Here is a 25073-nt window from a genome sequence, read left to right on the forward strand (position 1 = left end):
TGACGCGACAACTCACCTGACCGATATGATTTCCGCCATGGCGGAGACCCGTACGCTGGAGCCCGAGGAGTGGGAGCTCTGGGACAGCTGGATGCGTGCGCAGCGCCTGCTCGTCCGGGAGCTCGAGCGTGGCCTGCAGCGCGACTGCGGCATCTCGAAGGCCGAGTTCAGCGTGCTGGTGACGCTCTGGCAGGCGCCCGGCCGCGAAATGCGCGTCGGCGAGCTCTCCGAATCGCTCGACTGGGCGAAGAGCCGCGTCTCCCACCAGCTGACGCGCATGGAGAACCGCGGCTTCGTGGAGCGGACCCCGTACGGGGCCGACGGCCGCCGCGCGGGGATCGGGCTGACCGACCAGGGGCGCCGCGCTGTGCAGAGCGCCATCCTCGTGCACGCCGGCAACATCCGCCGCTACTTCTTCGACTCGCTCACGCCCCAGCAGGCTGCGGAGTTCCGGGCGTGGAGCGGGCAGATGATCGAGCGCATCGAGCCGCGCCCCAGCGAGAGCACAGGCGACGACGCCGCCCAATAGGCCTCCCTCATCAGCAGGCGTCTCTGACCAGCGGCACGCGTACGGGTCAGCTCGCGATCAGGCAGTCGGCCGGCAGCGGAAACCAGCGCAGCCGCTCGAAGTCGTCCGGCAGGTCGGGCGGGCGCAGGTCGATCTCGTCGGAGCGGGCCGCCAGGATGGTCCGGGCCTCCTCCAGGTAGCCGGGCAGGGCGTCCTCGCCGGCGCGGACGTGGGCGACGGGCTCCGCGCCGAGGTCGTCGAAGCGCAGGTCGGACAGGTGCAGGGGTGGCTCGGCGGAGCCGCGGTGGTGCCGCCACAGCCCGGTGCGGGGGTCGAAGCGGTAATCGGGCAACAGCCGGTTGCCGTGCAGGGCGACCAGTTCGACGGCTTCGATGAGGTAGTCGCAGACGGCGTCGGAGATGAAGTAGTTGAAGTTGATGCGTACCCAGCCCGGTTTGATGCCCTGGCAGCCATGCCCGATCTCCTCCTCGAAGGCCCGCGAGTGCGCGGCGTCGATGGCCAGCAGGCGGTGACCGTAGGGGCCGGCGCAGGAGCAGCCGCCGCGCGCCTGGATGCCGAACAGGTCGTTCAGCACCGCCACCACGTAGTTGTGGTGCAGGAACAGCTCTCCGGACCGGATGCGGACCGACACGATCGACAGCCGGCGAGAGTGCCGGTCGCCGAGGATCTCGATGTTCGGATTGCTCTCCCACCGCCGCAAAGCCCGCTGCCAGAAGCGTTCCTCACGGGCCTGGATGAGGTCGGTGCCGATGGCCTGCTTGAGCCGGAAGACCAGCCCGGCGCGGATCGACTCCACGATGGCCGGTGTGCCGCCCTCCTCACGGGCGATCACGTCGTCGAGGTAACGGTGCCCGGTGGGATCCACGAACAGCACGGTGCCGCCGCCCGGCGCGGTGGGCACCCGGTTGCGGACCAGTTCGCGCTTCACCACCAGGACACCGGGCGTCTGCGGCCCGCCGACGAACTTGTGCGGCGACAGGAAGATCGCATCCTTGTGGTCGTTCGCCCCGGGCGCGCGGGCGGCCATCCGGATCGGCACGTACGGCCCGGCCGCCGCGTAGTCCCAGAACGACAGCGCGCCGTGCTCGTGGAGCAGCGCCGCGATGCGGTCGGTGTCGGACAGGATGCCGGTCACGTTCGAAGCGGCCGAGAAGCTGCCGATCAGCAGCGGCCGGTCGGCGTGGCGGGCCAGCTGGGCACGCAGGTCGTCGCAGTCGATCTGGCCGTAGCGGTCCTCGCCGATGGCGACGGTGTCGGCGATGGACTCGCGCCAGGGCAGCTCGTTGGAGTGGTGCTCGTAGGGACCGACGAACACCACCGGCCGTTCCTCCTCGGGGAGCACCGGCGCGTACCGGCCGGGGACACGCAGCTCCAGGATGCCGACGAGCTTGTTGATCGCCGAGGTCGCGCCCGAACCACAGAAGATCACCACATCGTCCGGGCCCCCGCCGACGGCGTCGTGAACGGCGCGCCGGGCCTCCTCTCGTAATCGGCTGGTCTGCAGCCCGGTCCCGGAGCTCTCGGTGTGCGTGTTGGCGTAGCGCGGCAGGACGTGGCCGCGGATGAAGTCCTCGATGAAGCCGAGCGACCTGCCGGAGGCGGTGTAGTCGGCGTAGATGATGCGGCGCAGCCCGTACGGGCCCTGCAACACCTCGTCGTCGCCGATGACGCCCTCCCGGATGCGCTCCAGCAGCGGCGAGGTGGGTAAGGCGGGGATGGATCGTTTTATCGGCATTCATCCAGGATCCCCCGCCCACCGGATCAGGCAACAGGGCGCTGGCCGCGCCGGTCGCCGAACGGGTCGTGGACAACGAGAACCTATGGTGGCCGGCGCTTACCGATGGCTGGCCATGATGACCAAGAGAGCGATGATGCCGATGATGGAGACGATGACCCCAAATGGGCCCATGTCCTCCCATGCAGTGGGCGTGTGACCCCTATCAGACCTTTCGGTTGTCCTCCGGACCATCTGCTGGTGCTCATAATCCCGCTGGCGCTTGCGCATCCTGTCGATGTCATCGAAGGGCACTGGACTGTCCCCGCTTCCGCTCGATGCCACTGGATGTAGCAACCATGGCACAGTAAGTCGTCACTTGGGGGTGATGTCACCGTTCCATTCCCCCGTCGCCCGCCGTGTGCCGCCGGAACCCGCGAACGCACTGCCATCGAACAGCTCCGTTCGAAGAGCACGCCGGGCAGCGGGCTGCGCTGCGTGCCCCGCTGGTCCGCCGGCACGCCTCAGCGGCTGGTCAGAATTCGTCGGAACCCGAGACCTGGCCGATGGGGAAGATGTGCCGGTCGGCAGCGCAAATCGGCTCGAGAACGTGGACGGGTGTGTCCTCGGTCGAGTAGCCGGCGCGGAGCACTTGGACGATCCACTCGCCGGCCGGCTCCGGGCCGACGTAGAGCATCCGGCGATCGGCCTTGGGCCCTTGCCGTTCCCCTCCGCCAGGAACAGGGACTTGGAGCCCCGTACCGCAGGCTCGGTCGGCAATGCCCGCTGCACCAGCACGCGCGGGGCTGGTGAGGCAGGCCCTTCCGGCGCGTGAGCGGCTGGTCCCTTCCTCGTTTGCGAGATTCGACCCGGCGAGACCCCCAACCGCCCGGCGATCTCCTCCAGGCTCATGCCGGATTCCCGTGCCCCGCGAAGGTGAGGCGGTCAAACTGCATGCGCAGGCGGCGCCTGAGCTCCCGTGCGCGAAGCGCCCCTTGGCGAAGACCTTGCGCGCCGGAAGGCGCCCGAGCGGTGGCGAGGACCGCTCGGGGCGGGGGCCGGCAGGCCCAGCCGGTAACCAGGCAACGGGTGGGTGCAGTGGCGTGACCTACTCGAAGAGTGAGCGGCCCCAGTAGTCTCCCGCGTCGCGGACTCCGGGCGGGCAGGCGAACAAGCCGCTCGATACATGCTTGATGTACTCGTTGAGCGAGTCGTTCTTGGCCAGGTTCATCTGGACGGGCACGAACTGCTTGCGTGGATCCCGCTGGTAGGCGATGAAGAAGAGCCCGGCGTCCAGGCGGCCGAGCCCGTCCGAGCCGTCCACGAAGTTGTAGCCGCGGCGGAGCAGGTGCGCGTTGCCGTTGGAGGTCGGGTGCGCCAGCCGCACGTGGGCGTTGGCCTTGATGTGCGGTTGCCCGTCCGCGCCCTTGGCCGCGAAGTCCACCGCGTCGAACTCCGCCTGCTTGCCCAGCGGGGCGCCCTCGCCCTTGTTCCGTCCGAAGATCTGCTCCTGCTCGGCGAGCGACGTGCGGTCCCAGGTCTCGATCGCCATGCGGATCTTCCTGGTCACCATGTACGTGCCGCCCGCCATCCAGGCGCTGCCGTCCTGCGCGGAGGCCCACAGCTGGTCGCGGAGCAGGTCGGCGTCCTCGAGCTTGAGGTTGTTGGTGCCGTCCTTGAAGCCCATCAGGTTCCGGGGGGTCGCCTGGGCCCGGGACGTGGACGACGTACGGCCGAAACCGAGCTGCGACCAGCGTACGGACACCTTGCCGAAGCCGATCCTGGCCAGGTTGCGGATGGCGTGCACGGCGACCTGGGGGTCGTGGGCGCAGGCCTGCACGCAGATGTCCCCGCCGGAAATTTCGGGAATGAGCTGCTCTCCCGGGAACTTCGGCAGGTCGGCGAGGGCCGCGGGACGCTTGCCCGCCAGCCCGAACCGCTCGTCGAACAGCGACGCCCCGAACCCGATCGTCAGCGTCAGCCCGGAGGCCGGCAGCCCGAGCGCCTCGCCCGTGTCGTCCGGCGCGGCCTCGGGCGCGCCGCCCACCGCCCCGAACGACCCCGCCTCCTTGCCCTGCGTCAGCCGCGCCGCGGCGGCCGTCCACTCCTGCAGCAGTTCGACCAGTTCGGCCCGGTTCTTCGTGATGACGTCGAACGCCACGAAGTGCAGCCGGTCCTGCGCGGGCGTGACGATGCCCGCCTGGTGCTCGCCGTAGAAGGGGAAGGGGTCGGAGATCGAGGCGGCGTGCGCGACCGGGGCCTCGTCGAGCAGCGTGTTCGCACCCACGACCCCGGCCCCGACCACCGCGGCGCCCGCCGCGCCCAGCCCGAACAGCCCCCTACGGCTCATCCGCGCGCCACGTGAAGAGCTCATCGCCGCCACCCCCTACTTCGCGATGGCCGGAGCGATCTTGCTGATCGGCTCGGCCAGCGCGTTGATCGCGTCCGACAGGGTCTTCAGCTCGGCCTTGGACAGCTCGTTGTGCAGCTTCCAGCCGTCGCCCTTCTGGTGCGCGTCGAGCGCCGCCTCGGCCGCGGCGAACTTCTGGTCCAGCGTCTCGACCAGGTCGGGAGCCCGCTCCTCCAGCACCGGCCGGAGCGCCTGCACCGCCGCCTTGGAGCCCTCGAGGTTGGCGTCGAAGTCCCACAGGTCGGTGTGCGACCAGATGTCCTCCTCGCCGGTGATCTTCCCGGTGGCCACCTCGTCGAGCAGCCCCTTGGCGCCGTTGGCGAGGTTCAGGGGGGTCAGCTGGGCGGCGTTCGCCTTGTCCACGATCGTCTTGACGTCGGCGATCAGCTTGTCGGCGATCGGGCCGTCCTTGCTGACGTCCTTCTTGATCCACAGATCCTTCTCGATCTTGTGGAAGCCGGTCCACTCCTCGCCGCCGGCCAGGTCCGCCTCGCGGGCGTCGATGGCCGGGTCGAGGTCGCCGAAGATCTCCGCCACCGGCTCGATGCGCTCCCAGTACGTCCGCGCGACCGGGTACAGCTCCTTGGCCTTGTCGACCTTCTCCGCCTTGACCGCGTCCACGAACTCCTGCGTCTTGACCAGCAGCGTGTCGCTCTGCGACTTGATGTACCGCTTGTAGCCGGCGACGGCCTCGGCGAGCTTGGCGTCCGCGTTGAGCGCCTTGTGCTCGCCGGTCACTTTGAGCGCGTTGCGGATGCCCTTGCCGATCATGCCGGGCTTGCACACCGTCTCGTACGCGCCCGCCGGCAGCTCGGCGATGAGCTCCCTGGTCAGTCCGGGCACGATGTTCTCGAGCTCGGCCATGACCCGGTCGCCGGGGGCGTACACGTAGAACTCGGTCACCTTGCTGCCGCCGTTCGTGATCGCGAACGTCGTGGTGCCCGCGCTCACCTCGGAGGCGGCGACCTTGCACTCGGTGTCGGACGCCGCCACGGTGACCTTCCCGGGCGCGGCCGATCCGGAGGGGGCGGCGGCGCCGCTCCCTCCGGACCCGCAGGCGGTCATTGTCGTGAGGGCGAGCGCGCCGAAGGACAGGCGGATTGCGGTACGCATGATGCTCCTGTTCAGGCCGCGGAGGAGGCGGGCGTCGGCGTGGTCTTCACTCGCGAGTCGCGCAGGAAGAAGAAGAGTGTCGGCACGAGGTAGCAGACCCAGGCGATGACCTCGGCGACGCTGGGCTGCGGCGTGATGTTCAGCATGCCTGACAGCAGCGCGCCGTACCAGGACGTGGGGGGCAGGACGGAGCTGATGTCGAAGGCGTACGTGCTCAGGCCCGGCAGGAGGTTCGCCTCCTGGAGGTCGTGCACCCCGTACTTGAAGATGCCCGCGGCCACCAGGATCAGCAGCAGCCCCGTCCAGGTGAAGAACCTGGTGAGGTTGATCTTCACGGCGCTGCGGTAGAGACCCCAGCCGAGGAGTACGGAGGTGAGCAGCCCCAGGCTGATGCCCTTCAGCGGGTCCGGCGAGGCGGTGGCGCCCTGCACGGAGGCGAAGAAGAGGATGGCCGTCTCCAGCCCCTCGCGGGCGACGGCGAGGAAGGCCATCACGATGACCGCGAACGAGCCCATCTCCAGCGCCTCGGAGAGCTTGCCGCGCAGCTCACCGGAGAGCGCGCGGGCCGCCCGCCGCATCCAGAAGATCATCCAGGTGACGAACACGACGGCGAGCAGCGAGGTGATGGCGTCGAACAGCTCCTGTCCGGTGTGTCCGAGGTTCGCGGCGGTGAACGTCAGCAGCGCCCCGAACCCCACGGACAGCGCGACGGCCGCACCCACTCCCGTCCAGACCTGCGGGAGCTTGTCCTTCCGGTCGCTTTTGACGAGGAATGCGACCAGGACCGAGACGACGAGTGTCGCCTCGAGACCTTCGCGCAGTCCGATGAGGTAACTGGCGAACACCGTCACTCCCGGTAGCTGATGATTTGCTGAGCTAAGCCTTACCTAAATTAGGGCAGGCGAAGCATACCTAGCGCAAGAGCTGGAAGCGACAGTGTGCGGGGTATCACGTCACAGGCGCGGTCATCCCTTCGTCGCACCCGCGGTGAGGCCACCGACCAGGTGACGTTCGGCGACGGCGTAGAACCCGAGTGCGGGCAGCATGGCCAGGACGAGGTAGGCCAGGATGCGGGCCGTGTCGGAGGCGTACTGGCCCTGGAACTGCTGGATGCCCAGCGGCAGTGTCCAGCTCGACTCCTCGTTGAAGACCACGAGCGGCAGCATGAACTGGTTCCAGCTGCCCACGAGCGCGAGGACCGAGACGGTGGCGATGGCGGGCCTGGCCATCGGCAGCAGGATCCGCCAGAAGAACCCGAACGGGCTGCATCCGTCGATGATGGCCGCCTCCTCGACCTCGCCCGGGATGCTGCGGAAGAAGCCGCGCAGAATGATGATCGTCAGTGGCAGGCCGAAGGCCGCCTGCGTGAGGATCACGCCGAACGGGTTGCCCAGCAGGCCGAACGAGCGCAGCAGCACGAAGATCGGCAGGATGGCCACCGCGAACGGGAACATCAGCCCGGCCGTGAACAACGTGAAGAACAGCTCCCTGCCGCGGAAGGCGAACCTGGCGAAGACGAACCCCGCCAGCGCCGACACCCCCACGGTCAGCACGGTCGTCAGCACCGCGATGAACGTGCTGTTCCACAGCTGCAGCCAGAACGAGTGCGAGCCGAGCACGTCGGTGTAGTTGGCCGTCATCCACGTTCTCGGCAGCCCGAGCGGGTTCTGCGAGAGCTCGTTCGTGGGCTTGAACCCGCCGATCACCGCGTAGATCACCGGGACGATGACGAACGCGCCGACGATCCACGCGACCACGTGCAGCGGCAGGGTGTTCCGCCGCGGCGTGGACTTCTTGCGGCGCATCATCGGCGGCCTCCCATCGAGGTGGTCGCGCCCGCCAGGTCGCGGCGCATCACGAGACGCTGGTAGACGAGCGCGAAGACGAGGCTGAGCAGGAACATCACGACGCTGATGGCGCTGGCGTAGCCGACCTGGGAGCGCTTGAAGCCCCAGTCCATCATGGTGACGGCCATCGTCTCGGAGGAGTGCGAAGGTCCGCCTTGGGTGAGGATCCAGACCAGGTCGAAGAGCTGGATGGTGTAGATGACGGACAGGAAGACGCTGATCCGGATCGTCGGCCCGAGCAGTGGCAGCGTGATGTGCCTGAACGTCTTCCAGCTCGTGGCGCCGTCGATCTGGGCCGCCTCGATCAGCTCGTTCGGGATGTTCTGCCGCCCGGCGAGATAGATCATCATGTGGAAGCCGAAATATTTCCACGTCATGACGAGGAACAGGGACGGCATCACGGTGGCGGGGTCGGCCAGCCACTCCGACTCGATCCCGAACACCGACAGGATGTGGTTCGCCAGGCCCGACCCGGGCGAGAGGATCAGCGAGAACAGCACGCCGGTGATGACCTCGGAGAGCACGTACGGCGCGAAGAACACCACCCGGTAGAGCGCCCGCCCCCGGATGCGCTGGTTCAGCAGCATCGCGATGGCCAGTGAGAACGGCAGCTGGACGACGACCGAGAAGAGCACGAGGACCAGCAGGTGCCACAGGTCCTGGGCGAAGATCTCGGTCTTGAACAGCCGGGTGAAGTTGTCCAGCCCGATGAAGTTGGTCGGCAGGCCGCCGAACCCGTTCCACCTGAACGCGCTGGCGTAGAACGCCACCAGGATGGGCGCGACGACCAGGAGCAGGAAGAGGACCAGGGCGGGCAGCAGGAACAGGGCGATGGTCACCCAGCGGCCGCGCCCCCTGGCAGCAGGGGCGGGGGCCGGAAGCTTGATCGCCTCCGGCCCTGTGATGAGTGTCGTCATCCTTCGCTCTTGGCCACTTCGGTGATGGCCTTGCCCACTTCCTCCGGCGTCTTCGTACCGGCGATGAGCTCGGCCACGCTGTCGTTGACCTGCTGGCCGACGGCGGGCGGGTAGGCCTGGTCCAGGTAGAGCTGGTAGCCGCCGGCCGAGGCGAGCAGGGTCGCCACCTGCTTGAGGTTGGGGTCCTTGACCGCGCTCTCCTCGCCCTTGAGCACCGGCAGCACGCCGCCGGCCTCCACGGCCTTGGAGTGGTTGCCCATCTCGGTCATGAACCTGACGAAGTCCACGGCCTCCGCGGGGGCGTCCGCGCCCACGGCCAGGCCGCCGCCACCGCCGAACGCGTCATTGATCGAGCCCTTGCCGCCCTCGACCGCGGGGAAGGGGAAGAAGCCGAGGTCGGCACCGAGTCCCTTGCCGTTGTCCTTCTGCACGGCGGGCGCCCACTGGCCCATCAGCTCCATGGCGGCCTTGCCGTTCGAGACCGTGGCGGACTGGCCGTCGGGGGTGGAGTACGCCGCACCGAGGAAGCCCTTCTGGAACGGCTGCAGGTCCGCCAGCGCCTTGACCTGCTGTCCGGCGGCGATGAAGTCGGGCTTGGTGAAGTCGTGGTCGGTCGCCGCCTGCTTGAGCGCGTCCAGGCCGGCGATGCGCATGGCGAGGTAGGCCCAGTAGTAGTGGCCGGGCCACTTCTCCTTGCCGGCCAGCGCGATCGGCGTGATGCCCGCCGCCTTGAGCTTCTTGACGTCCTCGAGATACGCCGACCACGTGGCGGGCGGCTGGGTGATGCCCGCCTTGGCGAAAAGTTTCTTGTTGTACCAGAAGCCGACCATGCCGATGTCGGTCGGCAGCCCGTACGTCTTGCCGTCGAACTGGTACGCGCTCAGCGCCGCCGGCGTGAAGGTGGGCAGGACGCCGGCGACGTCGGCGGAGATGTCCTTGACCAGCCCCGCCTCGATCTGCTGCTTGAGCACGCCGCCACCCCAGGTCGCGAAGATGTCGGGCGCCTTGCCCGACTGCGTGATCGTGGTGAGCTTGGCCTTGTACGCGTCGTTCTCCAGGACCGTGGCCTTGATGGTGACGTTGGGATGCTTGGCCATGTACTCCTTGGCCCGCTGCGCCCACAGCGACTTGAGCGGCTCGGCGGTCGACAGGTGCCACCATTCGAGCGTGACCTTGGCCGGGGAGCCGCCCTGCTGAGGGGCCGAACTGCCTCCCTTGTCGCCGCCACTGCCGCAGCCGGCTAAGAGCACTGCGGTCGCGATCAACGCCAGACTGCGTTTCATTCCGGGGTCCCTTCCTCAGAAGCGGCCCGGCGCTCGTTCACAGGTGTGAGCTTCGCCGGAAGAAAGTTTCGCAACTCCCCCGATAATTTCGCTGCCTGGATCGTAGGTAAGTGGCGCGCAAAGCGTCAACACCTCGAGTGGGAGCGATCCCAAACCGAAACTTTCGGCTAAACTCCCGAACGTGTCAGGAAAGCGGCGGGTGACGATCGCACTGATCGCGGAAGAGGCCGGAGTCTCCATCCCGACGGTGTCCAAGGTCATCAACGGACGTCCAGAGGTCGCTCCGGCGACCCGCCATCGAGTCGAACGACTCCTGCAGGAGCACGGTTACCAGCGGCGCATCAGCCAGGACGACACCCCGGCGGGCCTGGTCGACCTGGTGTTCGCCGAGATCGAGTCGCCGTGGGCCATGGAGATCGTGCGTGGCGCGGAGGGCGCGGCCCACGAGGCCGGGGCCAGCGTGGTCATCTCCGTCCTGCACACCCATGCGGGTCCGGGCCGCGACTGGCTCGAACGCCTGGCCGCCCGCAGGACCGACGGCGTGGTCATCGTCGCCTCCCGCCTGTCCACCGGCATCCAGGCGCAGCTCAGCGCGCGCTCGCTGCCGTTCGCGGTGGTGGACCCGGAGGGCGAGCCCGCCCCGGGCGTCGTCTCGGTGGGTGCCACCAACTGGAACGGCGGCCTGGCCGCCACCCGCCACCTGCTGGAGCTCGGCCACCGCCGGATCGGCATGATCAGCGGCCCGACCGACATGCTCTGCAGCCAGGCCAGGGTGGACGGCTACCGCGCGGCCCTGGAGACGGCGGGGGTGCCGATCGAGCCCGAGCTGATCCGGCGCGGCACGTTCCTGGTGGAGTCCGGCCACGACGAGGGCCACGCGCTCCTCTCGCTGGACCAGCCCCCGACGGCCATCTTCGCGGGCAGCGACCTGATGGCGTTCGGCGTGTTCGAGGCCGCCCGCCAGCGGGGGCTTCGCGTGCCGGAGGACCTGAGCGTGGTGGGCTTCGACGACCTCCCTCTGTCGAAGTCGGCCTGGCCACCCTTGACGACGGTACGCCAGCCGCTGCAGGAGATGGCGGCGCTGGCCACGCGTACGGTGCTGGCGATGGGGCGGGGAGAGGCGCCGGAGACGAAGCGCGTGGAACTGGCCACAGAACTGATCGTCCGGGACAGCACGGCCCGGTACGAGTAGGTGGGGCGGGGCTCACCCTCCCGTTGCCCTGTTACCGGCTTGGCCTGCTGGAGCCCGCCCCGAGCGGTCCTCGCTGCCGCTCGGCCCTCCTCTGACGTGGCGATTCGCTTGAGACTCAGGCCAGATGCCCCACCGGTTGCGGGACAACATCGCAATTTTCTCCGAACGTTGCCGGGCCCGAGGATCCGGGTCAGAAGTCATAGTGCTGGTAGTCGGCGGCCTTGGCCTCCTTCTCCGTGCAGAAGAACGTCCCGTCGAACGGCGTCACCGCGTAGTCCTCGTCCCCGGGGACGTTGTAGCTCATGGCGGCCGCGAAGCCGGTGGCGACGACGGGCAGGCCGCCGCACCTGATCACGTGGTACGGATAATGGCTCATCGTGCCGACCAACGGCGTGACCGACACGATCGCGTACACGGCCACGGCCGCCACCAGCGCGCGCAGCCAGTCCGGCCGGAAGCGCAGCAGGGCGAGCAGGATCAGGCCTGCGAGGTAGGCCAGCACGAACAGCACCAGGTACAGCACCGAGAACAGCACCCACGACCGCCCCCGCAACGCCACGATCACCGCGACCAAGCCCAGCGCGGGCAAGCCGATGACGAACGCGGCCAGCCACGCGCTCGCTCGTCGAAATGACCTCATGCGTGGTGTGATGATCAATTTTGTGAGTTGGTTCTCAGACCGGACCAGGATTCCCGGACCAGACAGGGGGGCGTCCTTCCGGGGATGGGCTGACGTTGTTCAGGTCTTTTTGCCAATGATGGGCTCGAACGCCCGGATTAGTGGGATCCGCCTACCGGGGCCGAGAGGCTCTGCGTGCTCGTCGCGGAACGCCTCATCACGTACAGGTAGGAGACCATGGCGCCGCCGGCGAGCGCGGTGAGCAAGGGGACGTGCCAGAGGGGCCGGATCTCGGCCGCCACCTCCGGGTACGGCCCGATTGGCCCCAGGGGGCCCGCAGTTGCGAGAATCGTCAGCCCCAGCATGTTGAACGGGGTCACCATAGCCGTAAGCACCCGCAATCGCGCGCTGCCGCGGCGCGCCGCCACGCCCATGGCAACAATCGCGGCGCTCATGACCGCCATGGTGATCGCGACAACGGGGAGCATGCTCCACGCGTCATGTACCAGGCCCTCCGGCATGCCGCCCCAGGCCACTTCGTCCGGAGTCGCGGGACGTGCCGTGACCGAGGTGAACCAGATATCGAACGAGCACACCGCGAGGTAGGCGGTATACCAGACCGGCTGCAGGAACAGCAGGCGGGCCACGTGCGGCGAGGGGGTGACCCCCAGACCGCGGGCCAGCCGCAGCACGCCCCAGATCTGTGCGATCGCCGCCGCTGCCAGGACCGCGGTGAGTGTGGGAGGGCTCCAGTCGAGGTCGAACTCCTCGGGGCGGACCTCACGGCCTGTGTAGGCATCGGGTTCGAGCCACATCAGGCGGTGCGCCGGATTGGCGTCGCCCACGAGATACAGGCCGAGCAGGTAGGGCGGCGTCAGCAGGCCCGCCACGAGCAGCACGCGGGCGGTGGGCCGAGCCGCGGCCAGGCGCCAGAAGGCGAGCGCCGACAGCGTGAAGAACACGCAGGCGAACGCGGTAGGTCCCGCCACGACCTCCGTGACGATGTTCAGGAACTCGGTGTCGTCCTCGCCCGGGAGGAACACGGTCGGAACAGTGACGAACCGCATCTGCCCGTAGCCGATCAGGTAGATGCCGACGACAGCGGCTCCGAAGACTGGAGTGAGCCTGAGCAACCTATTTCCCGCCATCGCCCCATGATCGACCATTTCTCGCGAAGCCGCCATGAGGGCGACGGGAACCGGCAGCCGAAGGCGGAATCCGACAACTCAAGCTGAACACCGACACGAGCATCGACAACAACACGCGGACACCGACAGCTTCATCTGCAACCGGTACGTCAGTAAGCGCGCGCTGATTCACGTACAAGATCGGCCGCGATGTACCTATGCATCTGCGATGTACGGGTCCGCCGAGTTGCCGAAAGATCTTGGGTTGAGGTTGGACGATCGGCAGACTTCGGTTCCGTTCTGGAGGGCCGGGCACCGAGCACGTCCAGGTCGCGAAGTTGCCGAAAGAATGCTCAGCCTCCCCGGCCCTGGCGACGCTGATGCGCTCGCCGGTCAACGACCGACTGCATCCGGGGTTGAGGAGCCTACGGACAGCCGTTGGCGGTACCCGGGAGTAACGTGGCCTCGCTTGACCTTGACACTGTGACAAGGCCTTCACTTGTGCCAAGGAGGTGGTCCCCATGGCCGCCGACGGCTATTTTCGCGAGCAGCGACCTGATGGCGTTCGGCGTGTTCGAGGCCGCCCCCAGCAGGGCTTCGGGTGCCGGAGGATCTGAGCGGGACGGGCTTTGACGAATTGCCTTGTCGAAGTCGGCCTGGCCGCGGTTGGCGACGGTACGTCAGCCGGTGCAACTTTCGCGCTTGTTGCGGCAGCATGCCCTTGGTGCGTTATCGTCGCCCGCGTCGGCCTACCCCCAAGTACGCAAACGGAGAATCCGTGGCGCAGGCACCACGTGCGGAGACGCGCCTCCACATCAGCGTCTTCCGCGTCGGGGCGGTCCTGGCCGCCTCCGCGCCGGTCATCCTGAAGACGTCCAAGATCAGTGCAGCCGAGCTGACCATCGGAGTCTGCAATGGAGTCACCGGAGCCGGCCCCTTCCTCCTGACGGTCGGCCCATGGGGGCAACTGCTGTCATGGGCCGAACTCCTGCTGCCCGCCGTACTGGCCGGCCTCCTGCTGACCGCCTCGCGCCGGACCACGACCCTGGGAGTCACGGCAATCTGCATCGTCATCGTGCTCCGGCTGTTCTCCGTCTTCTTTACGCCTGAGGCCCGCGATCCCGGGGCCGGCCAGCTCCTTCCCTTCGCTGAGCCCTGGCCGGCGATGGCTTGTTATGTGGTGGCCGTCATCGCGCTGCTCCTGACCGCACGTTCACCCCTTCGTCGGGCACGGTCAGCAGCTGTCCTCTGGGGGTTGGCCATGGCGGCGTCCGCGTGGACGGTCGGCCGACTGTCTCTCTTGAACGGCGACCCCATCTCCTTCGGATGGTCGGCCTACACGCAGTCCACGGAGTTGCTGTGGAAGCAACCCTGGGGCTGGTCATGCAAGGCTGAGGTGGACGGGGTGCTGATCGTGCTCATCGCCCTGGCCGCAGCGGCGAGCACCGTGCTGACGGACCGGATGCGGATCCTTGCCGCACTGGCCACCAGCATGCTCCTCGTCCTCGCCGCATTCGAAGGATTCCTGATGGCTCTCATCCTCTCGATCAATGATCGCCTGGAGACGGCGGTCCCGCGGATCCAGTGGCACCTGCTCGCCGCGGCAGTGCTCGTCACCGCGACCGCATGGCGCAAACGAGCACTGTCGACTACACCTGAACTGCCTCACCCGTCGTAGAGCTGGACCCAAGGATGTAGAGGTGCGCCTCAATCATGTGACGCCGTCCGGGACGATCAGGCTATGTGGACCGCTCGGTCTTGACCGGCAACCCTCGGTCGGGACACGACCGGTCCGCTATCGAGGACAGAAGCTGGCGTAACCAGTCGGACGTAGGCGGGGCAGGCTCCGGCGGCCGTGGGTATGAAGCGCAGGGACCACTCCAAGACCGGCAGCGGATAGACCGGCTTTCCGCAGAGACCTCCACCACCCTCTATGCCTCGCTGTTCCGCTACGACGACGACATCCTCGTCAACCCGCATGCGTACGGAGAACCGGCGTCGGCCAACCCCACCTTCCATTTCCGCCGCCTTGACGGTGGGACGACAGCCGACCACTACATGTCATCCTTCGAACGTGTCTGGGCCGGGGCCGCGCCCTGGTCGGGTGCGGAGATCTGAGAGGCGCCTCATGGGACGAGTCGAGTACTGGACCGACCCGGACGCCCCGAAGGCGAACAGCCTGGTGCCGGCCTGTGGCACGGTCACAGTGGACGACGCGGGGCGCATTCTCATGCAGCGCCGACGGGACACCGGCCAGTGGGCCTTGCCCATGGGCAAGATGGAGATCGGGGAGACGCCGTCCCAGTGCGCCGTGCGGGAGACCGAGGAGGAGACCGGCGTCCGCGTCGAGCCGGTGGGCATCCTGGGGATCTACTCCGACCCCGGTCACATCGTCGCCTACACCGACGGCGAGATCCGCCAGGGGTACGAGGTGATGCTGATCGCGCGCCCGATCGGCGGCCGGCCGGAGGCCAACGACGAAGCCAGCGACGTTCGCTGGGTCGACCCGGATGACCTTCGCTCTCTGGACATCCACCCCACGCAATGGCGGCAGCTCAATGACTACCTGGAGCGTACTTATCCCCACGTCGATTGACCGGACGTGGCTGTGCCGGGGCTCAGCGCAAGGCCATGATCTGCAAACGCTGCCAAAGCATGCCGGCCAGGGGATGGTGGAACTCATCCATCAGGCGGCTTAGCGCTGCAGTTCGGGGAAGCGGTCCAGCCACAGGACGCGGACCCGCGGAGGCAGGACCAACTCCGGCCAGAGGCGTCGTAGGAGTGAGGCGTTCAGGAAACGCCGCAAGTCGTCAGGCGTGGCGCTCTCCCGGATCACACGCATGTACATCAGCCGAGCCTCGGCAAGCTGTTTCAGGTCATAGCTACGCTTTGGTCCCCAGTCGAGGTGATGGGGGAGTGAGACGACACCCCTGATGGGCCCGGCGAGTTCCTCCAACGCCTCCGGCACGACGTAAGGACGGGCTGCTCCGTATCACCTGGAACCCATGTCACCAGTGTGATCCATCCGAGCCCTGATGCGCAGGTCGATCTCATTAACGGACAGAATAAGAACTACTACGGAAGTCATGAGCGGTCGCACATCGCGGCGATGAAGGCGTCGATCAGGCGCTGCCGCTTCTCAGCGGTGCCGGCGACACCGGTGACGTAGACGGTGCCCGCACGCCTGGCCCGGTCCCGCCCGCTGAGCACCGAGGCTCCCGGCATGTCGCCGCCGTGGAAATAGGCGTAGCCACAGCTCGACTTCATCCGGGCCACGCCGTAACCGTATCGAGCGCCTGCGGGCCAGCCGGCCTGCTCGACCGGCACCGTCCTGGCGATCATCTCGTCCAGCGGGGCCTTACGCCAGAACCGGTTGAGGTCTTCGGGGGTGGAGATGAGGCCGCCGCTGGGTCCGAACTCGTAGGTGGGCAGCTGGTCGGTCAGGTCCACCTCGCCGTCCCGCGGATGCCCGGGGTGCACTCCGTAGGTGTGGGCGTGCGGGCCACGGATGCCATAGTCGCCCTTGGCCGGCCAGTACGTGTCCCGCATCCCGTACGGCCTGAGGATGAGGTCACGGCTCGCCTGGCGGAAGTCCTTGCCCGTCACCGCGGTCACGATCATGCCGGCGACCAGGTAGTTGGTGTTGGCGTAGGCGAACGAGCCACGGATCGTGGGCTTGAGCGTCAGCGCAACCTGCAGATAGTCCGGGAACGGCTCCTTCCACGGGATCGCCTTGACGTACTCGGGCAGTCCGCTGGTCTGCTGCAGCAGCATCCGGACGGTGATCTTCCGGCCGTCGATCTCGGCGCCGTCGCCGGTGCCGCGCAGCACCCCGGGCAGGTAACGTTCCACCATGGCATCCAGGTCGATCTGCTTCTGGTCGACCAGCCGCAGCACGGTGGCGGCAATGATCGGCTTGCTCATGCTGGCGATCCTGAACCGGCCCTCGGGGCCGATCATCGGCTGCCCGGTGTCCCGTTCCGCAGTGCCGGAGCGCCGGGTCACGGTCGCGCCGCCCGGGCTCCGCACCTGGCTCAACGCGCCCGCCATGCCGTCCTCGGTGGTGAGCAGGTCAAGGCGGGACTGCGGCGAGGGCGTCGCGGCAGTGGCGAAGGCAGGGGCGACAGGGGCGAGTATCAGGGAGCCGGCGACAGCGGCAGCGAGCAATTTCGTCATGCCTCCACTGTCGCGAGAAGATCATTCAAGATCAGTCACGCCCGCCAGCCTGTTGGGGTGGGGTCTTCCCTACCATCGAGCCCCACCGGCGCCCCGATGAGAGGGCGTTAGGCAAATCGATGTTACCTTCCTCCAACGTGAAGACCACCAACAGCGTCCAGAGAAGCGTCAGAGCCAAAATCGCGTAGTCCCATCACATGGCCGGGGGCCGCAGGCCGAGCCACTGCTCGGCGTCCCAGGCCTGGAACCGCTCGACCTCGGTGAACCCAGCTTTGCCGCGAGGCGCATCGAGCCAACGTTGGCGCTCTGGGTGGTGAGCACCACCGGCTCGCCGGGAAGGACGCCGTCGAGTCAGTCGAGTGCCGCCCCGCACGCCTCGGCGGCGTACCCTTGCCCCCAGGCCTTCGGCAGGAACAGGTAACCGAGATCGGCCTTCCCCACAGCAGCCGGGCGCGAGTGCTCGGCTGCTCTCCTGAGCAGGATCTGGCCGATCATCGCCCCGTCGAGCTCGACGACGAAACACCCGGGCCATCGCCCAGGCACCTCGGGCATCTCACGCTCAAGCTCGGCACGCGGGCGGGGACCGCCGAGGTAGGTGTGCACCTCTGGCGAGGCGAGCAGCTCGATGAACGTTGTACGGTCCCGCGCCTCGGACTCGGGGGTTGAGCAGCATGCGAACGAAAAGTCGCGTTAGACGACCCTCAAGACTCGGGTAAGCGTGGGTGACCGTTCCGGCACGTTTGACCTGCGGAATCATGCGGTTCACCGGGTCGCCTGAGCTGGTTGCTGGATCACAATTTGATCTTGCGCCTGGTCCGCGTTGGTGGATGAGTCCTACTTTCGGGCCCCATGCCAGTTGAGTTCTTGAGCGATGATGAGGCGGCCGCCTACGGCCGCTACACAGGGGCACCGACGCGGGCCGAGCTGGAGAAGATGTTCTTCCTCGACGACGCGGACCGGAAGCTGATCGGGCGCCGCCGTGGCGATCAGCACCGGCTCGGGTTCGCCCTGCAACTGACCACGGCCCGGTTCGTGGGCCGTTTCCTGCCGGACCCGCTGGAGGCCCCGGCCGAGGTGATCGACTACCTGGCCGACCAACTCGGCGTGGCCGACGTCTCGCAGATCAAGCAGTACACCGAGCGGCGCCAGACGCAGTTCGACCACCAGGACGAGATCAAGAAGGCGTACGGGCTGCGGGACTTCTCGGCGGTCGAGGCGGAGTTCACCGCGTGGGTGGACGCGCGGGCGTGGAACACCGGGGACGGTAAGAAGAGCATCTTCACCGACGGGGTGAGCTGGCTGCGCACCAACAAGGTGCTGCTGCCAGGGGTGACCACGCTGACCCGGCTGATTGCCCGGGTGCGCGATGAGGCGACCGAGCGGCTGCATGAAACGCTGCATGCGATCTTGTCGCCGCGGCAGCAGGCGATCCTGGCCCGGCTGCTGGAGGTGCCGGAAGGGGCGCGGGCCTCGGATCTGGAGCGCTGGCGCAAGGGCCCGTCGGTGCCCTCGGGCCGGAACATGGAAAAGGCGCTGGAGCGCGCCGGGGAGATTCTCAGCGTCGGGCTTGGGTCGATGGAGCTGCCGCCGGGAGTGCCGCACCGGCGGATGGTGGATCTTGCCCGGTACGGGATGACCGCCACGGCGACCACGCTGCGCCGGCACGGCCCCTCGCGTCAGCTGACCACGTTGCTGGCCACGGTCATCTACCTGGAGGGCAAATCGGTCGACGACTGCCTGGACCTGCTAGATCTGCTGATGACGACCGAGCTGATCGGCAAGGCCGAGACCGCCACCGACAAGGAGCGCGCCCGCCAGCACCCCAAGCTCGCCCGGCATTCGGCCACGCTCGCGGTCGCGGTGGAGACGCTGCTGGAGGTCACCGAGTACGGCGAGGAGCTGCGGCTGGAACAGGTGTGGCAGGCGATCGACGCGATCGTGCCACGCCGGGAGCTGAAGGAGGCGGTGGCCGCGGTGACCGGCATGGTGCCGCCGCCAAACGCCGACGCCGATGGGCAGATGCGGGCGCTGCTGGCCGAGCGGATCGCCACCGTGTCGGGGTTTCTCAAGACGCTGACCACGGTGATCGAGTTCGGCGCGAACGCCGAAGCGCAGCGGGTGCTGGCCGCGATGAAGACGCTGCCCCGCCTGCTCGACGGCCGCAAGAAGAAGGTGACCGAGGACGACATCGATGTCGCGCTGGTGACCGGCTCGTGGAAGCGGCTGGTGTTCCGGGCCGGATCGCACGGCAGCACGGTGGACAAGAACGCCTACACCATGTGCGTGCTGACCCAGTTCCACCGCTACCTCAAGCGGCGCGACGTCTACGCCGAGGCCTCGGCCCGCTGGCGGGACCCCCGCGGCCAGCTGCTGGACGGCGCGGACTGAGCTGCGGCCAAGGGGCCGGCGTTGACGGACCTGCAGTTGCCGGAGCATCCGGAGACGCTGCTGGCCGAGCACGCGCTGGTGCTGCATCTGGCGTTGCGTGACGTGGCCGCCCGGCTCGGCACCGACGGCGTGGACGTCACCGTCGATGAGGAGGGGCGGCTGCACGTGGCCAGGCTGAAGGCGATGCCCGAGCCGCCCTCGCTGGTGGATCTGCGCAAGCGGGTGGCCGGCATGCTGCCCCGGGTGGACCTGCCCGAGCTGCTGCTGGAGGTGATGGGCCGCGTCCCCGGATTCGAGGCGGCCTTCACCTCGGTGGCGGGCGGGGTGAGCAAGCTGGCTGACTTCCACGTCTCTGTGGCGGCCTGCCTGACCGCGAGTGCGCTGAACATCGGTTACGCGCCGGTCGTCAAGGCCGGCACCGCGGCACTGGAGCGCGCCCGGCTCAGCCACGTGGCCCAGAACTACCTGTCGGCCGAGACGTTCTCCCTGGCCAACGCGCCGCTGATCGAGGAACAGGCGAAGATCGGTTTTGCCCGGCAGCTCGGCGGCGGCCTAGTCGCCGCGATCGACGGCATGCGGTTCGTGGTGCCAGTGCCGTCCATCTACACCCGGCCCAACCGGAAATTTTTCGGCGGCAAGAGGGGCCTGACCTGGCTCAATATGATCAATGATCAGGGCGCGGGGCTGGGCGCGAAGGTGGTCACCGGAACCGTCCGGGACTCGCTGCACATGATCGATGTGCTGTTTCGGCGCGACGGCGGGCAGCGGCCGGACATCATCGTCACCGACACCGGCTCCTACAGCGACGTGGTCTTCGGACTCGTGCACCTGCTGGGCATGCAGTACCGGCCGGCGCTGGCCGACCTGCCGGATCAGAAGGGCTGGCGGATCCAGGACGCCGACTACGGGCCGCTGGCACGCTTCGCCCGCGGCAAGATCGACCTGGCCAAGGTCAAACGGCACTGGGACGACATCCTGCGGGTGGTGGTGTCGATCTACACCGGCCGGATCCGCGCCTACGACGTGATGAGAATGCTGCAGCGCGACGGCAACCCCACCCCGCTCGGGGACGCGATCGCCACCTACGGCCGCATTTTCAAGACGCTCCACATCCTCACCTACGCCGTGGAGGAGCCGTATCGGCGTGACATCAAGGGCATCCGCAACCTGCAAGAATCCCGGCACGCCCTGGCCGGGAAGATCTTCCACGGCCGTAAGGGCGAGGTCTACCAGCGCTACTACAAGGGCATGGAGGATCAGCTCGGCGCCTTGGGCTTGATGCTCAACTGCGTCACGCTGTGGAACACCTTCTACGTCGACAAGGCCCTGGGCCGTTTGCGGGAAGCGGGGTACCCGCTGGCTGAGGAGGAAGTCGCCCGTTTGTCGCCGTTCGGCCGCCGGCACATCAACGTGATCGGTACCTACACCTTCGCGCTGCCCGACCTCGGCCCCGCCGGCGTGCGGGCGCTGCGCGACCCGGACGAGCCCGACTGGGAGGACTGACGGCGGCCGGGCCGGCCCCGGGCCGGCCGGTCGGCGTGGTCACCTGGGTCGTGACTTGGTGCGTTGTGCGGTGTATGTCTCGGCCACCAGTGCGGCGTCTTCGCCGACCCAGCCCAGCAGGGCCGAGCCGCGGCAACGCTGGAAGGGCAGGCCGACATAGGTGAGGCCGGGTACCGGGCTGATCCCGCCGGTGTGGCGGGGTAGACCGTCGGCCAGGGCGCCGGGGATGCGCAGCCAGCGGTAGTCGGGGCGGTAGCCGGTCGCCCAGATCACACTTCGCGGGGCGAGGGTCTGGCCGGAGGCGGTGCGGAGCAGCAGGCCGCTGGCCGTGGTGCCGGTGGTGGTGACGCGGTCGACGATGCGCACCCCGAGCCGGCGCAGGCCGCGCGGGCCCAGGCCGATGAGGGGGTCGCGGTCGCGGACGAGGCGGCCCAGCCGGCTGGTGACCGGCGCGCGTACCAAGCCGAACGCCTGTAGCCAGGTGAAGACGTCGGTGCCGGCGATGCGCTGGGGCAGGACCGGTTGCCGCGCGCCGAGGGCGAGGGTGACCGGCCGGGTCGCGGCGAGCTCGGCGGCGATCTGCACGCCGGAGTTGCCGCCGCCGACCACCAGCACGGGGCCGTCGGGCAGCTGGGCGGGGTTGCGGTAGTCGGCGCTGTGCAGGGCGACGATCTCGGGCGGGAGCGGCAGGTCGGGGAGGCGAGGCTGCTGGAAGGGCCCGGTGGCCACCACGACGCCGTCGCCGGTGTAGGCGCCGGTGTCGGTGGCCGCCTCGAAGCCTCCGCCGGGGGCGGGGCGCAGCTCGGTCACGGTGGTGCCGAGCTGGATGGGCAGCTCGAAGCGGGCCGCGTACGCCTGCAGGTAGTCGGCCACCTCGTCCTTGCCGAGGTAGCGGTCGCCGCCGGGCAGGGGCAGGCCGGGCAGCGCGCTCAGGGAAGCCGGGGTGAACAGGCGCAGGGAGTCCCAGCGGCGCCGCCAGGACTCGCCCAGCCGCGGGTGGGCCTCCAGCAGCAGCACGTCGTGGCCGGCCAGGCGTAGCGCGCGGCCTGCCGCGAGCCCGGCCTGTCCGGCGCCGATCACGAGAATCATGAGATCCAAGCCTGGCCGAGCAGGTGGCGGTGGGGCTTGAACGAACCTGCTACGTCAGCCACCGCACGCCAGCCGTGAAGGTGGAGGGGGCCTGGCCCATCATCCGGCGGACCACCCTGGTCAGATGGGCGGCGTCGGCGAACCCGGCCGCGTGCGCGGCCTCGGTCAGCAAGGCGCCGCCGGCCAGCGCCGACAGCGCCACCCGCAGCCGCATCCACAGCACATACGGCCGGAACGGCAGCCCGAGTTCGCCGGTGAACAGGTGAGACAGCCTGCTGTCGGACAGGTGCACGGCGCGGGCCACCTCGGTGAGCCGGACGCGTGCGGGCAGCAGGGCCGCGATGACCTGGGTGGCGTGCGTCAGCGCGGGATGGCGGGCGCGTGGCGGGGCCGCACCGGTCAGCCGGTCGGCCAGGGTGTGCAGCGTGGGCAGGTCCCGGCTGGCGGGAACGTCCAGCTCGATGGGCCAGCCGTCCGCCGACCAGGGGTGGGGGTGAGCACGCGCGGGCCCGGCCTGGGCCGGGTCGATGAGGGCCAGCAGGCCGTCGGCCGCGCCGCGCACAATCGCATGGGGCGCGTTCGCCGGGATGAGCGCGGCCGTCATGACGTGCTCGCTGCCGTCGGCGTCGCGCAGGACGAACCCGTCGCCGATCAGGAGCTGGGCGGCGTGATGGGCGTGCAGGCCGGTGGCGCCGATCCGGCCGCCGTAGTAGAGCCGGCCAGCTGTGATCGCCGCCCAGCCCCGCCAGTCGGCCGCCGGGCGCACGCGGGCGGTCACCGGCGCTGCCGGGCGGATGGCCGGCAGCGCTGGTGCGGCCTGCGGGGTAGCGGGCTGGTGCCGAGCCGGGACGGAGAGCAGACGCTGATCATCTGGCCGGGTGCCTCGCGACGGTCGCGCTGTTGGACGGCGAGTCGGCGGGCGAGGAGGCGGCTGCGGCTGGCGTCCCTCCTCGCTGGCCTGTTCGAACAGATGGCGCCCGCCTGGGACACCGAGCACGCCACCGGCCGGTTGGACTTCCTCACCGACACCCTGACCCGCGGCGGCCCGACGCCGTCCGGGATCTGCCTGGAGCTCGGCTCGGGCACCGGCCAGCACACCCCCTCCTGGCCGACGCCTTCAATCACGTCATCGCCGTCGACCTGGCCCGGCAGATGCGCCCCCGCGCACCCGCGCACCCGGCGGCGGCGTAGATCGGCTCTTGACAGGCCATCTCGATCACCCTCTACTCTGCTCATATGAATAGATCTTCAGATGAAAGTACTTTGGCGTTGGACGGCTGTACCGTCAAGGTGGTCGACGCCGACCGGGTCGCGGCCGTGCACGAGCGCATGCCCGCGGCCGAGGACCTGTCCGACACCGCCGACGTCTTCGGCCTGCTGTCGGACCCGAATCGGCTGCGCCTGCTGGTGGCGCTGCTGGACGGCGAGCTGTGCGTGTGCGACCTGGCGGCGGTGACCGGGCAGAGCGAGTCGGCCGTCTCCCACGCCCTGCGCCTGCTGCGCGCGCACCGCATCGTCGCCGCCCGCCGCTCGGGCCGGATGGCCTACTACCGGCTGGAGGACCAGCACGTCCGCCTTCTGCTCGACCTGGCGCTGGCCCACACCGAGCACACCGAGGCCCTGCACCCCGAGCGCGAGGGGACTACCTGATGGGCGCCGGTCACGGGCACGGTCACGGGCATGCAGGCGGGAGGCATGGGCATGCGGCCGGCAAGCACCGGTGGCGGCTGACGGTCTCCTTCGCCCTGATCGGCTCCTTCTTCGTGGTCGAGCTGACCTTCGGGCTGCTGTCGGGCTCGCTGGCGCTGCTGTCGGACGCCGGGCACATGGCCGCCGACGTCGTCACCCTCGGCGCCGCGCTGATCGCCACCAAGATCGCTACCCGCCCCGACTCCACCGGCCGCCGCAGCTACGGCTCCTACCGGGCCGAGGTGTTCGCCTCGCTGCTGGCCGTCGTGCTGATGCTGGGCGTCGCGGTCTACGTCGTGGCCGAGGCGATCGGCCGCATCGGCGGGCCGGCGGAGGTGTCCACCGGGCCGATGCTGATCGTCGGCGCCCTCGGCCTGGCCGTCAATGTGGTCGCGCTGCTCCTGCTGCGCTCCGGCGCGAGCGAGAGCCTCAATGTCAAGGGCGCCTACCTCGAAGTCGTGGCCGACACCGCCGGATCGGTCGGCGTCATCGTGGCCGGCGCTATGGTGGCCGCCACCGGGCAGCCGCTGTGGGACACGGCGGTCGCCCTGGCCATCGGAGCGTTCGTTGCCGTCCGGGCGATCTCCCTCGGCCAGCAGGTCTTCGCCGTACTCGGCCAGCACGTGCCCGAAGGCATCGACGCCGCTGCCGTCGCCGCCGACCTGGCCGCCATCAACGGCGTCCGCGACGTGCACGACCTGCACCTGTGGACGCTCACCTCCGGCATGAACGTGGCCACCGCCCACCTGGTCACCGCCGACCAGGACAACCACCACGCCGTCCTGGACCAGGCCCGCGACCTGCTGCGCCACCGGCACGGCGTCGCCCACGCCACCCTGCAGGTCGAGCCAGCCGACCACCACGGCTGCGACGAACTGAACTGGTGAGCCACCCCCAGGACCGCCACCAGTCACCCTTATCCCCGACACCGATCCGCTTCTTCGGAGAATCACCCATGCCATCCCCCCTCACAGGCCCCGCCTCCGTCCGGACCGGTCCGGCCGCACCCGGCACCTGGCCGTTCCTGCTGCCCTTCGCCGTCTACGTGCTGCACACACTGGAAGAACTGCAGGGGTTCGCCGCCTGGGCCAGCCGCCACTTCGGCCCCGAGACCACCAGCATGTTCGCCGCCTACCACATCCCGCTGATGCTCCTGGTCCTGCTGGCCTCCTGGCGGGCCACGACAGCAGGCCGGAACGGCATCTGGGTGGTACTGGCCACCGCGTTCCAGTGGCAGTTCAGCGTCAACGCCCTGTTCCACCTCAGCACCTGGATCATCTTGGGTGAGTACTCACCCGGCGCCGTCACCGCGGCCGTGGTCTCCCTCCCGGCCACCGTCTACTACCTGGCCTGGATCCGCCGCGAGGATCGCGCCAGCTCCAGGGAGATCGCCCTGGCCATCGCGCTGGGCACCGTGATCGCCGCCCTGGCGATCAGCTTTCTGTTCCTCTAAAGGACCGCGCTGGCGGCAGGCCGT

The 25073-nt window shown here is 68.8% G+C and carries 24 protein-coding genes; 10 read left to right on the forward strand and 14 right to left on the reverse strand.

The window, feature by feature from the left end; translation table 11 throughout:
- The first annotated feature begins 37 nt into the window (after window positions 1-37).
- Window positions 38-529: a MarR family winged helix-turn-helix transcriptional regulator gene (locus AB0H84_RS32145; RefSeq protein WP_357612470.1), complete on the forward strand. Its 492-nt coding sequence runs from the start codon at window positions 38-40 to the stop codon at window positions 527-529.
- Window positions 530-575: 46 nt separating this feature from the next.
- Here AB0H84_RS32145 and AB0H84_RS32150 read toward each other — a convergent pair whose 3' ends face one another.
- From AB0H84_RS32150 to AB0H84_RS32185, 8 genes are all read right to left on the reverse strand, one after another.
- Window positions 576-2264: an aminotransferase class V-fold PLP-dependent enzyme gene (locus AB0H84_RS32150; RefSeq protein ID WP_357612474.1), complete on the reverse strand. Its 1689-nt coding sequence runs from the start codon at window positions 2262-2264 to the stop codon at window positions 576-578.
- Window positions 2265-2778: 514 nt separating this feature from the next.
- A complete protein-coding gene (locus AB0H84_RS32155) occupies window positions 2779-2940 on the reverse strand; it encodes a hypothetical protein (RefSeq protein WP_357612477.1) in 162 nt (53 codons plus the stop codon).
- Window positions 2941-3351: 411 nt separating this feature from the next.
- A complete protein-coding gene (gene efeB, locus AB0H84_RS32160; protein ID WP_357612480.1) occupies window positions 3352-4617 on the reverse strand; it encodes an iron uptake transporter deferrochelatase/peroxidase subunit in 1266 nt (421 codons plus the stop codon).
- A gap of 12 nt (window positions 4618-4629) precedes the next feature.
- Window positions 4630-5766 (reverse strand): iron uptake system protein EfeO, encoded by a 1137-nt coding sequence (gene efeO / locus AB0H84_RS32165; protein ID WP_357612483.1) that lies wholly within the window; start codon window positions 5764-5766, stop codon window positions 4630-4632.
- 11 nt (window positions 5767-5777) lie between these two features.
- The gene (gene efeU / locus AB0H84_RS32170) at window positions 5778-6611 is read right to left on the reverse strand and encodes an iron uptake transporter permease EfeU (RefSeq protein WP_357612486.1); all 834 of its coding nucleotides are present in this window, start codon (window positions 6609-6611) and stop codon (window positions 5778-5780) included.
- Between the two features lie 120 nt (window positions 6612-6731).
- A complete protein-coding gene (locus AB0H84_RS32175) occupies window positions 6732-7574 on the reverse strand; it encodes a carbohydrate ABC transporter permease (protein WP_357612489.1) in 843 nt (280 codons plus the stop codon).
- Window positions 7571-8530 (reverse strand): sugar ABC transporter permease, encoded by a 960-nt coding sequence (locus tag AB0H84_RS32180; RefSeq protein WP_357612492.1) that lies wholly within the window; start codon window positions 8528-8530, stop codon window positions 7571-7573. The genes AB0H84_RS32175 and AB0H84_RS32180 overlap by 4 nt, the downstream gene beginning before the upstream one ends.
- Window positions 8527-9813, reverse strand: a complete 1287-nt coding sequence (locus tag AB0H84_RS32185; RefSeq protein ID WP_357612495.1) for an extracellular solute-binding protein — start codon at window positions 9811-9813, stop codon at window positions 8527-8529. The genes AB0H84_RS32180 and AB0H84_RS32185 overlap by 4 nt, the downstream gene beginning before the upstream one ends.
- Before the next feature lie 181 nt (window positions 9814-9994).
- On the opposite strand from AB0H84_RS32185, the gene AB0H84_RS32190 reads away from it, so the two are divergent.
- The gene (locus AB0H84_RS32190; protein WP_357612498.1) at window positions 9995-11005 is read left to right on the forward strand and encodes a LacI family DNA-binding transcriptional regulator; all 1011 of its coding nucleotides are present in this window, start codon (window positions 9995-9997) and stop codon (window positions 11003-11005) included.
- A 190-nt stretch (window positions 11006-11195) separates the two neighbouring features.
- Here the strand turns inward: AB0H84_RS32190 and AB0H84_RS32195 are convergent, their stop codons facing one another.
- Both AB0H84_RS32195 and AB0H84_RS32200 read right to left on the reverse strand, forming a co-directional pair.
- On the reverse strand, window positions 11196-11645 hold the full coding sequence (locus AB0H84_RS32195; RefSeq protein WP_357612501.1) for a hypothetical protein: 450 nt from the start codon (window positions 11643-11645) through the stop codon (window positions 11196-11198).
- 137 nt (window positions 11646-11782) lie between these two features.
- Window positions 11783-12772, reverse strand: coding sequence for a hypothetical protein (locus tag AB0H84_RS32200; RefSeq protein WP_357612504.1), 990 nt, complete (start codon window positions 12770-12772; stop codon window positions 11783-11785).
- Between the two features lie 694 nt (window positions 12773-13466).
- On the opposite strand from AB0H84_RS32200, the gene AB0H84_RS32205 reads away from it, so the two are divergent.
- The 3 genes from AB0H84_RS32205 (at window position 13467) to AB0H84_RS32215 (ending at window position 15347) form a co-directional block, all read left to right on the forward strand.
- Entirely contained in the window at window positions 13467-14429 is a 963-nt protein-coding gene (locus AB0H84_RS32205) for a hypothetical protein (RefSeq protein ID WP_357612506.1), read from the forward strand.
- Window positions 14430-14494: 65 nt separating this feature from the next.
- Window positions 14495-14869, forward strand: coding sequence for a hypothetical protein (locus AB0H84_RS32210; RefSeq protein ID WP_357612509.1), 375 nt, complete (start codon window positions 14495-14497; stop codon window positions 14867-14869).
- Window positions 14870-14879: 10 nt separating this feature from the next.
- On the forward strand, window positions 14880-15347 hold the full coding sequence (locus AB0H84_RS32215) for an NUDIX domain-containing protein (protein ID WP_357612512.1): 468 nt from the start codon (window positions 14880-14882) through the stop codon (window positions 15345-15347).
- Window positions 15348-15835: 488 nt separating this feature from the next.
- On the opposite strand, the gene AB0H84_RS32220 is transcribed toward AB0H84_RS32215, so the two are convergent.
- Both AB0H84_RS32220 and AB0H84_RS32225 read right to left on the reverse strand, forming a co-directional pair.
- Complete coding sequence (locus tag AB0H84_RS32220) at window positions 15836-16927, reverse strand: serine hydrolase domain-containing protein (RefSeq protein WP_357612515.1); 1092 nt, start codon at window positions 16925-16927, stop codon at window positions 15836-15838.
- A gap of 351 nt (window positions 16928-17278) precedes the next feature.
- On the reverse strand, window positions 17279-17530 hold the full coding sequence (locus AB0H84_RS32225) for a GNAT family N-acetyltransferase (RefSeq protein ID WP_357612518.1): 252 nt from the start codon (window positions 17528-17530) through the stop codon (window positions 17279-17281).
- 246 nt (window positions 17531-17776) lie between these two features.
- Here AB0H84_RS32225 and AB0H84_RS32230 point away from each other — a divergent pair, with 246 nt between their 5' ends.
- Together AB0H84_RS32230 and AB0H84_RS32235 are read left to right on the forward strand one after the other, a co-directional pair.
- On the forward strand, window positions 17777-19315 hold the full coding sequence (locus tag AB0H84_RS32230; protein WP_357612521.1) for a DUF4158 domain-containing protein: 1539 nt from the start codon (window positions 17777-17779) through the stop codon (window positions 19313-19315).
- A gap of 21 nt (window positions 19316-19336) precedes the next feature.
- A complete protein-coding gene (locus AB0H84_RS32235; protein WP_357612524.1) occupies window positions 19337-20818 on the forward strand; it encodes a transposase in 1482 nt (493 codons plus the stop codon).
- 39 nt (window positions 20819-20857) lie between these two features.
- Here the strand turns inward: AB0H84_RS32235 and AB0H84_RS32240 are convergent, their stop codons facing one another.
- Together AB0H84_RS32240 and AB0H84_RS32245 are read right to left on the reverse strand one after the other, a co-directional pair.
- The gene (locus AB0H84_RS32240; RefSeq protein WP_357612527.1) at window positions 20858-21907 is read right to left on the reverse strand and encodes an NAD(P)/FAD-dependent oxidoreductase; all 1050 of its coding nucleotides are present in this window, start codon (window positions 21905-21907) and stop codon (window positions 20858-20860) included.
- Between the two features lie 49 nt (window positions 21908-21956).
- On the reverse strand, window positions 21957-22685 hold the full coding sequence (locus tag AB0H84_RS32245) for an AraC family transcriptional regulator (protein WP_357612530.1): 729 nt from the start codon (window positions 22683-22685) through the stop codon (window positions 21957-21959).
- Between the two features lie 458 nt (window positions 22686-23143).
- On the opposite strand from AB0H84_RS32245, the gene AB0H84_RS32250 reads away from it, so the two are divergent.
- The 3 genes from AB0H84_RS32250 to AB0H84_RS32260 all read left to right on the forward strand — a co-directional run bounded on the left by AB0H84_RS32250 (window position 23144) and on the right by AB0H84_RS32260 (window position 25049).
- Window positions 23144-23557, forward strand: coding sequence for a metalloregulator ArsR/SmtB family transcription factor (locus tag AB0H84_RS32250; protein WP_357612533.1), 414 nt, complete (start codon window positions 23144-23146; stop codon window positions 23555-23557).
- On the forward strand, window positions 23557-24483 hold the full coding sequence (locus AB0H84_RS32255; protein WP_357612536.1) for a cation diffusion facilitator family transporter: 927 nt from the start codon (window positions 23557-23559) through the stop codon (window positions 24481-24483). Before AB0H84_RS32250 ends, AB0H84_RS32255 begins: the two co-directional genes overlap by 1 nt.
- A gap of 68 nt (window positions 24484-24551) precedes the next feature.
- Window positions 24552-25049: an HXXEE domain-containing protein gene (locus AB0H84_RS32260; protein ID WP_357612539.1), complete on the forward strand. Its 498-nt coding sequence runs from the start codon at window positions 24552-24554 to the stop codon at window positions 25047-25049.
- Window positions 25050-25073: the final 24 nt, after the last annotated feature.

The organism is Nonomuraea sp. NPDC050786 (assembly GCF_040654115.1).
Lineage (GTDB): Bacteria > Actinomycetota > Actinomycetes > Streptosporangiales > Streptosporangiaceae > Nonomuraea.

Bases quoted from the DNA above. Each gene is read 5' to 3' on its own strand.
- AB0H84_RS32145 (WP_357612470.1), top strand. From the start codon at position 38: ATGGCGGAGACCCGTACGCTGGAGCCCGAGGAGTGGGAGCTCTGGGAC.
- AB0H84_RS32150 (WP_357612474.1), bottom strand. From the start codon at position 2,264: ATGCCGATAAAACGATCCATCCCCGCCTTACCCACCTCGCCGCTGCTG.
- AB0H84_RS32155 (WP_357612477.1), bottom strand. From the start codon at position 2,940: ATGCTCTACGTCGGCCCGGAGCCGGCCGGCGAGTGGATCGTCCAAGTG.
- efeB (WP_357612480.1), bottom strand. From the start codon at position 4,617: ATGAGCTCTTCACGTGGCGCGCGGATGAGCCGTAGGGGGCTGTTCGGG.
- efeO (WP_357612483.1), bottom strand. From the start codon at position 5,766: ATGCGTACCGCAATCCGCCTGTCCTTCGGCGCGCTCGCCCTCACGACA.
- AB0H84_RS32175 (WP_357612489.1), bottom strand. From the start codon at position 7,574: ATGATGCGCCGCAAGAAGTCCACGCCGCGGCGGAACACCCTGCCGCTG.
- AB0H84_RS32180 (WP_357612492.1), bottom strand. From the start codon at position 8,530: ATGACGACACTCATCACAGGGCCGGAGGCGATCAAGCTTCCGGCCCCC.
- AB0H84_RS32185 (WP_357612495.1), bottom strand. From the start codon at position 9,813: ATGAAACGCAGTCTGGCGTTGATCGCGACCGCAGTGCTCTTAGCCGGC.
- AB0H84_RS32195 (WP_357612501.1), bottom strand. From the start codon at position 11,645: ATGAGGTCATTTCGACGAGCGAGCGCGTGGCTGGCCGCGTTCGTCATC.
- AB0H84_RS32200 (WP_357612504.1), bottom strand. From the start codon at position 12,772: ATGGCGGGAAATAGGTTGCTCAGGCTCACTCCAGTCTTCGGAGCCGCT.
- AB0H84_RS32205 (WP_357612506.1), top strand. From the start codon at position 13,467: ATGCCCTTGGTGCGTTATCGTCGCCCGCGTCGGCCTACCCCCAAGTAC.
- AB0H84_RS32215 (WP_357612512.1), top strand. From the start codon at position 14,880: ATGGGACGAGTCGAGTACTGGACCGACCCGGACGCCCCGAAGGCGAAC.
- AB0H84_RS32220 (WP_357612515.1), bottom strand. From the start codon at position 16,927: ATGACGAAATTGCTCGCTGCCGCTGTCGCCGGCTCCCTGATACTCGCC.
- AB0H84_RS32230 (WP_357612521.1), top strand. From the start codon at position 17,777: ATGCCAGTTGAGTTCTTGAGCGATGATGAGGCGGCCGCCTACGGCCGC.
- AB0H84_RS32240 (WP_357612527.1), bottom strand. From the start codon at position 21,907: ATGATTCTCGTGATCGGCGCCGGACAGGCCGGGCTCGCGGCAGGCCGC.
- AB0H84_RS32250 (WP_357612533.1), top strand. From the start codon at position 23,144: ATGAATAGATCTTCAGATGAAAGTACTTTGGCGTTGGACGGCTGTACC.
- AB0H84_RS32255 (WP_357612536.1), top strand. From the start codon at position 23,557: ATGGGCGCCGGTCACGGGCACGGTCACGGGCATGCAGGCGGGAGGCAT.
- AB0H84_RS32260 (WP_357612539.1), top strand. From the start codon at position 24,552: ATGCCATCCCCCCTCACAGGCCCCGCCTCCGTCCGGACCGGTCCGGCC.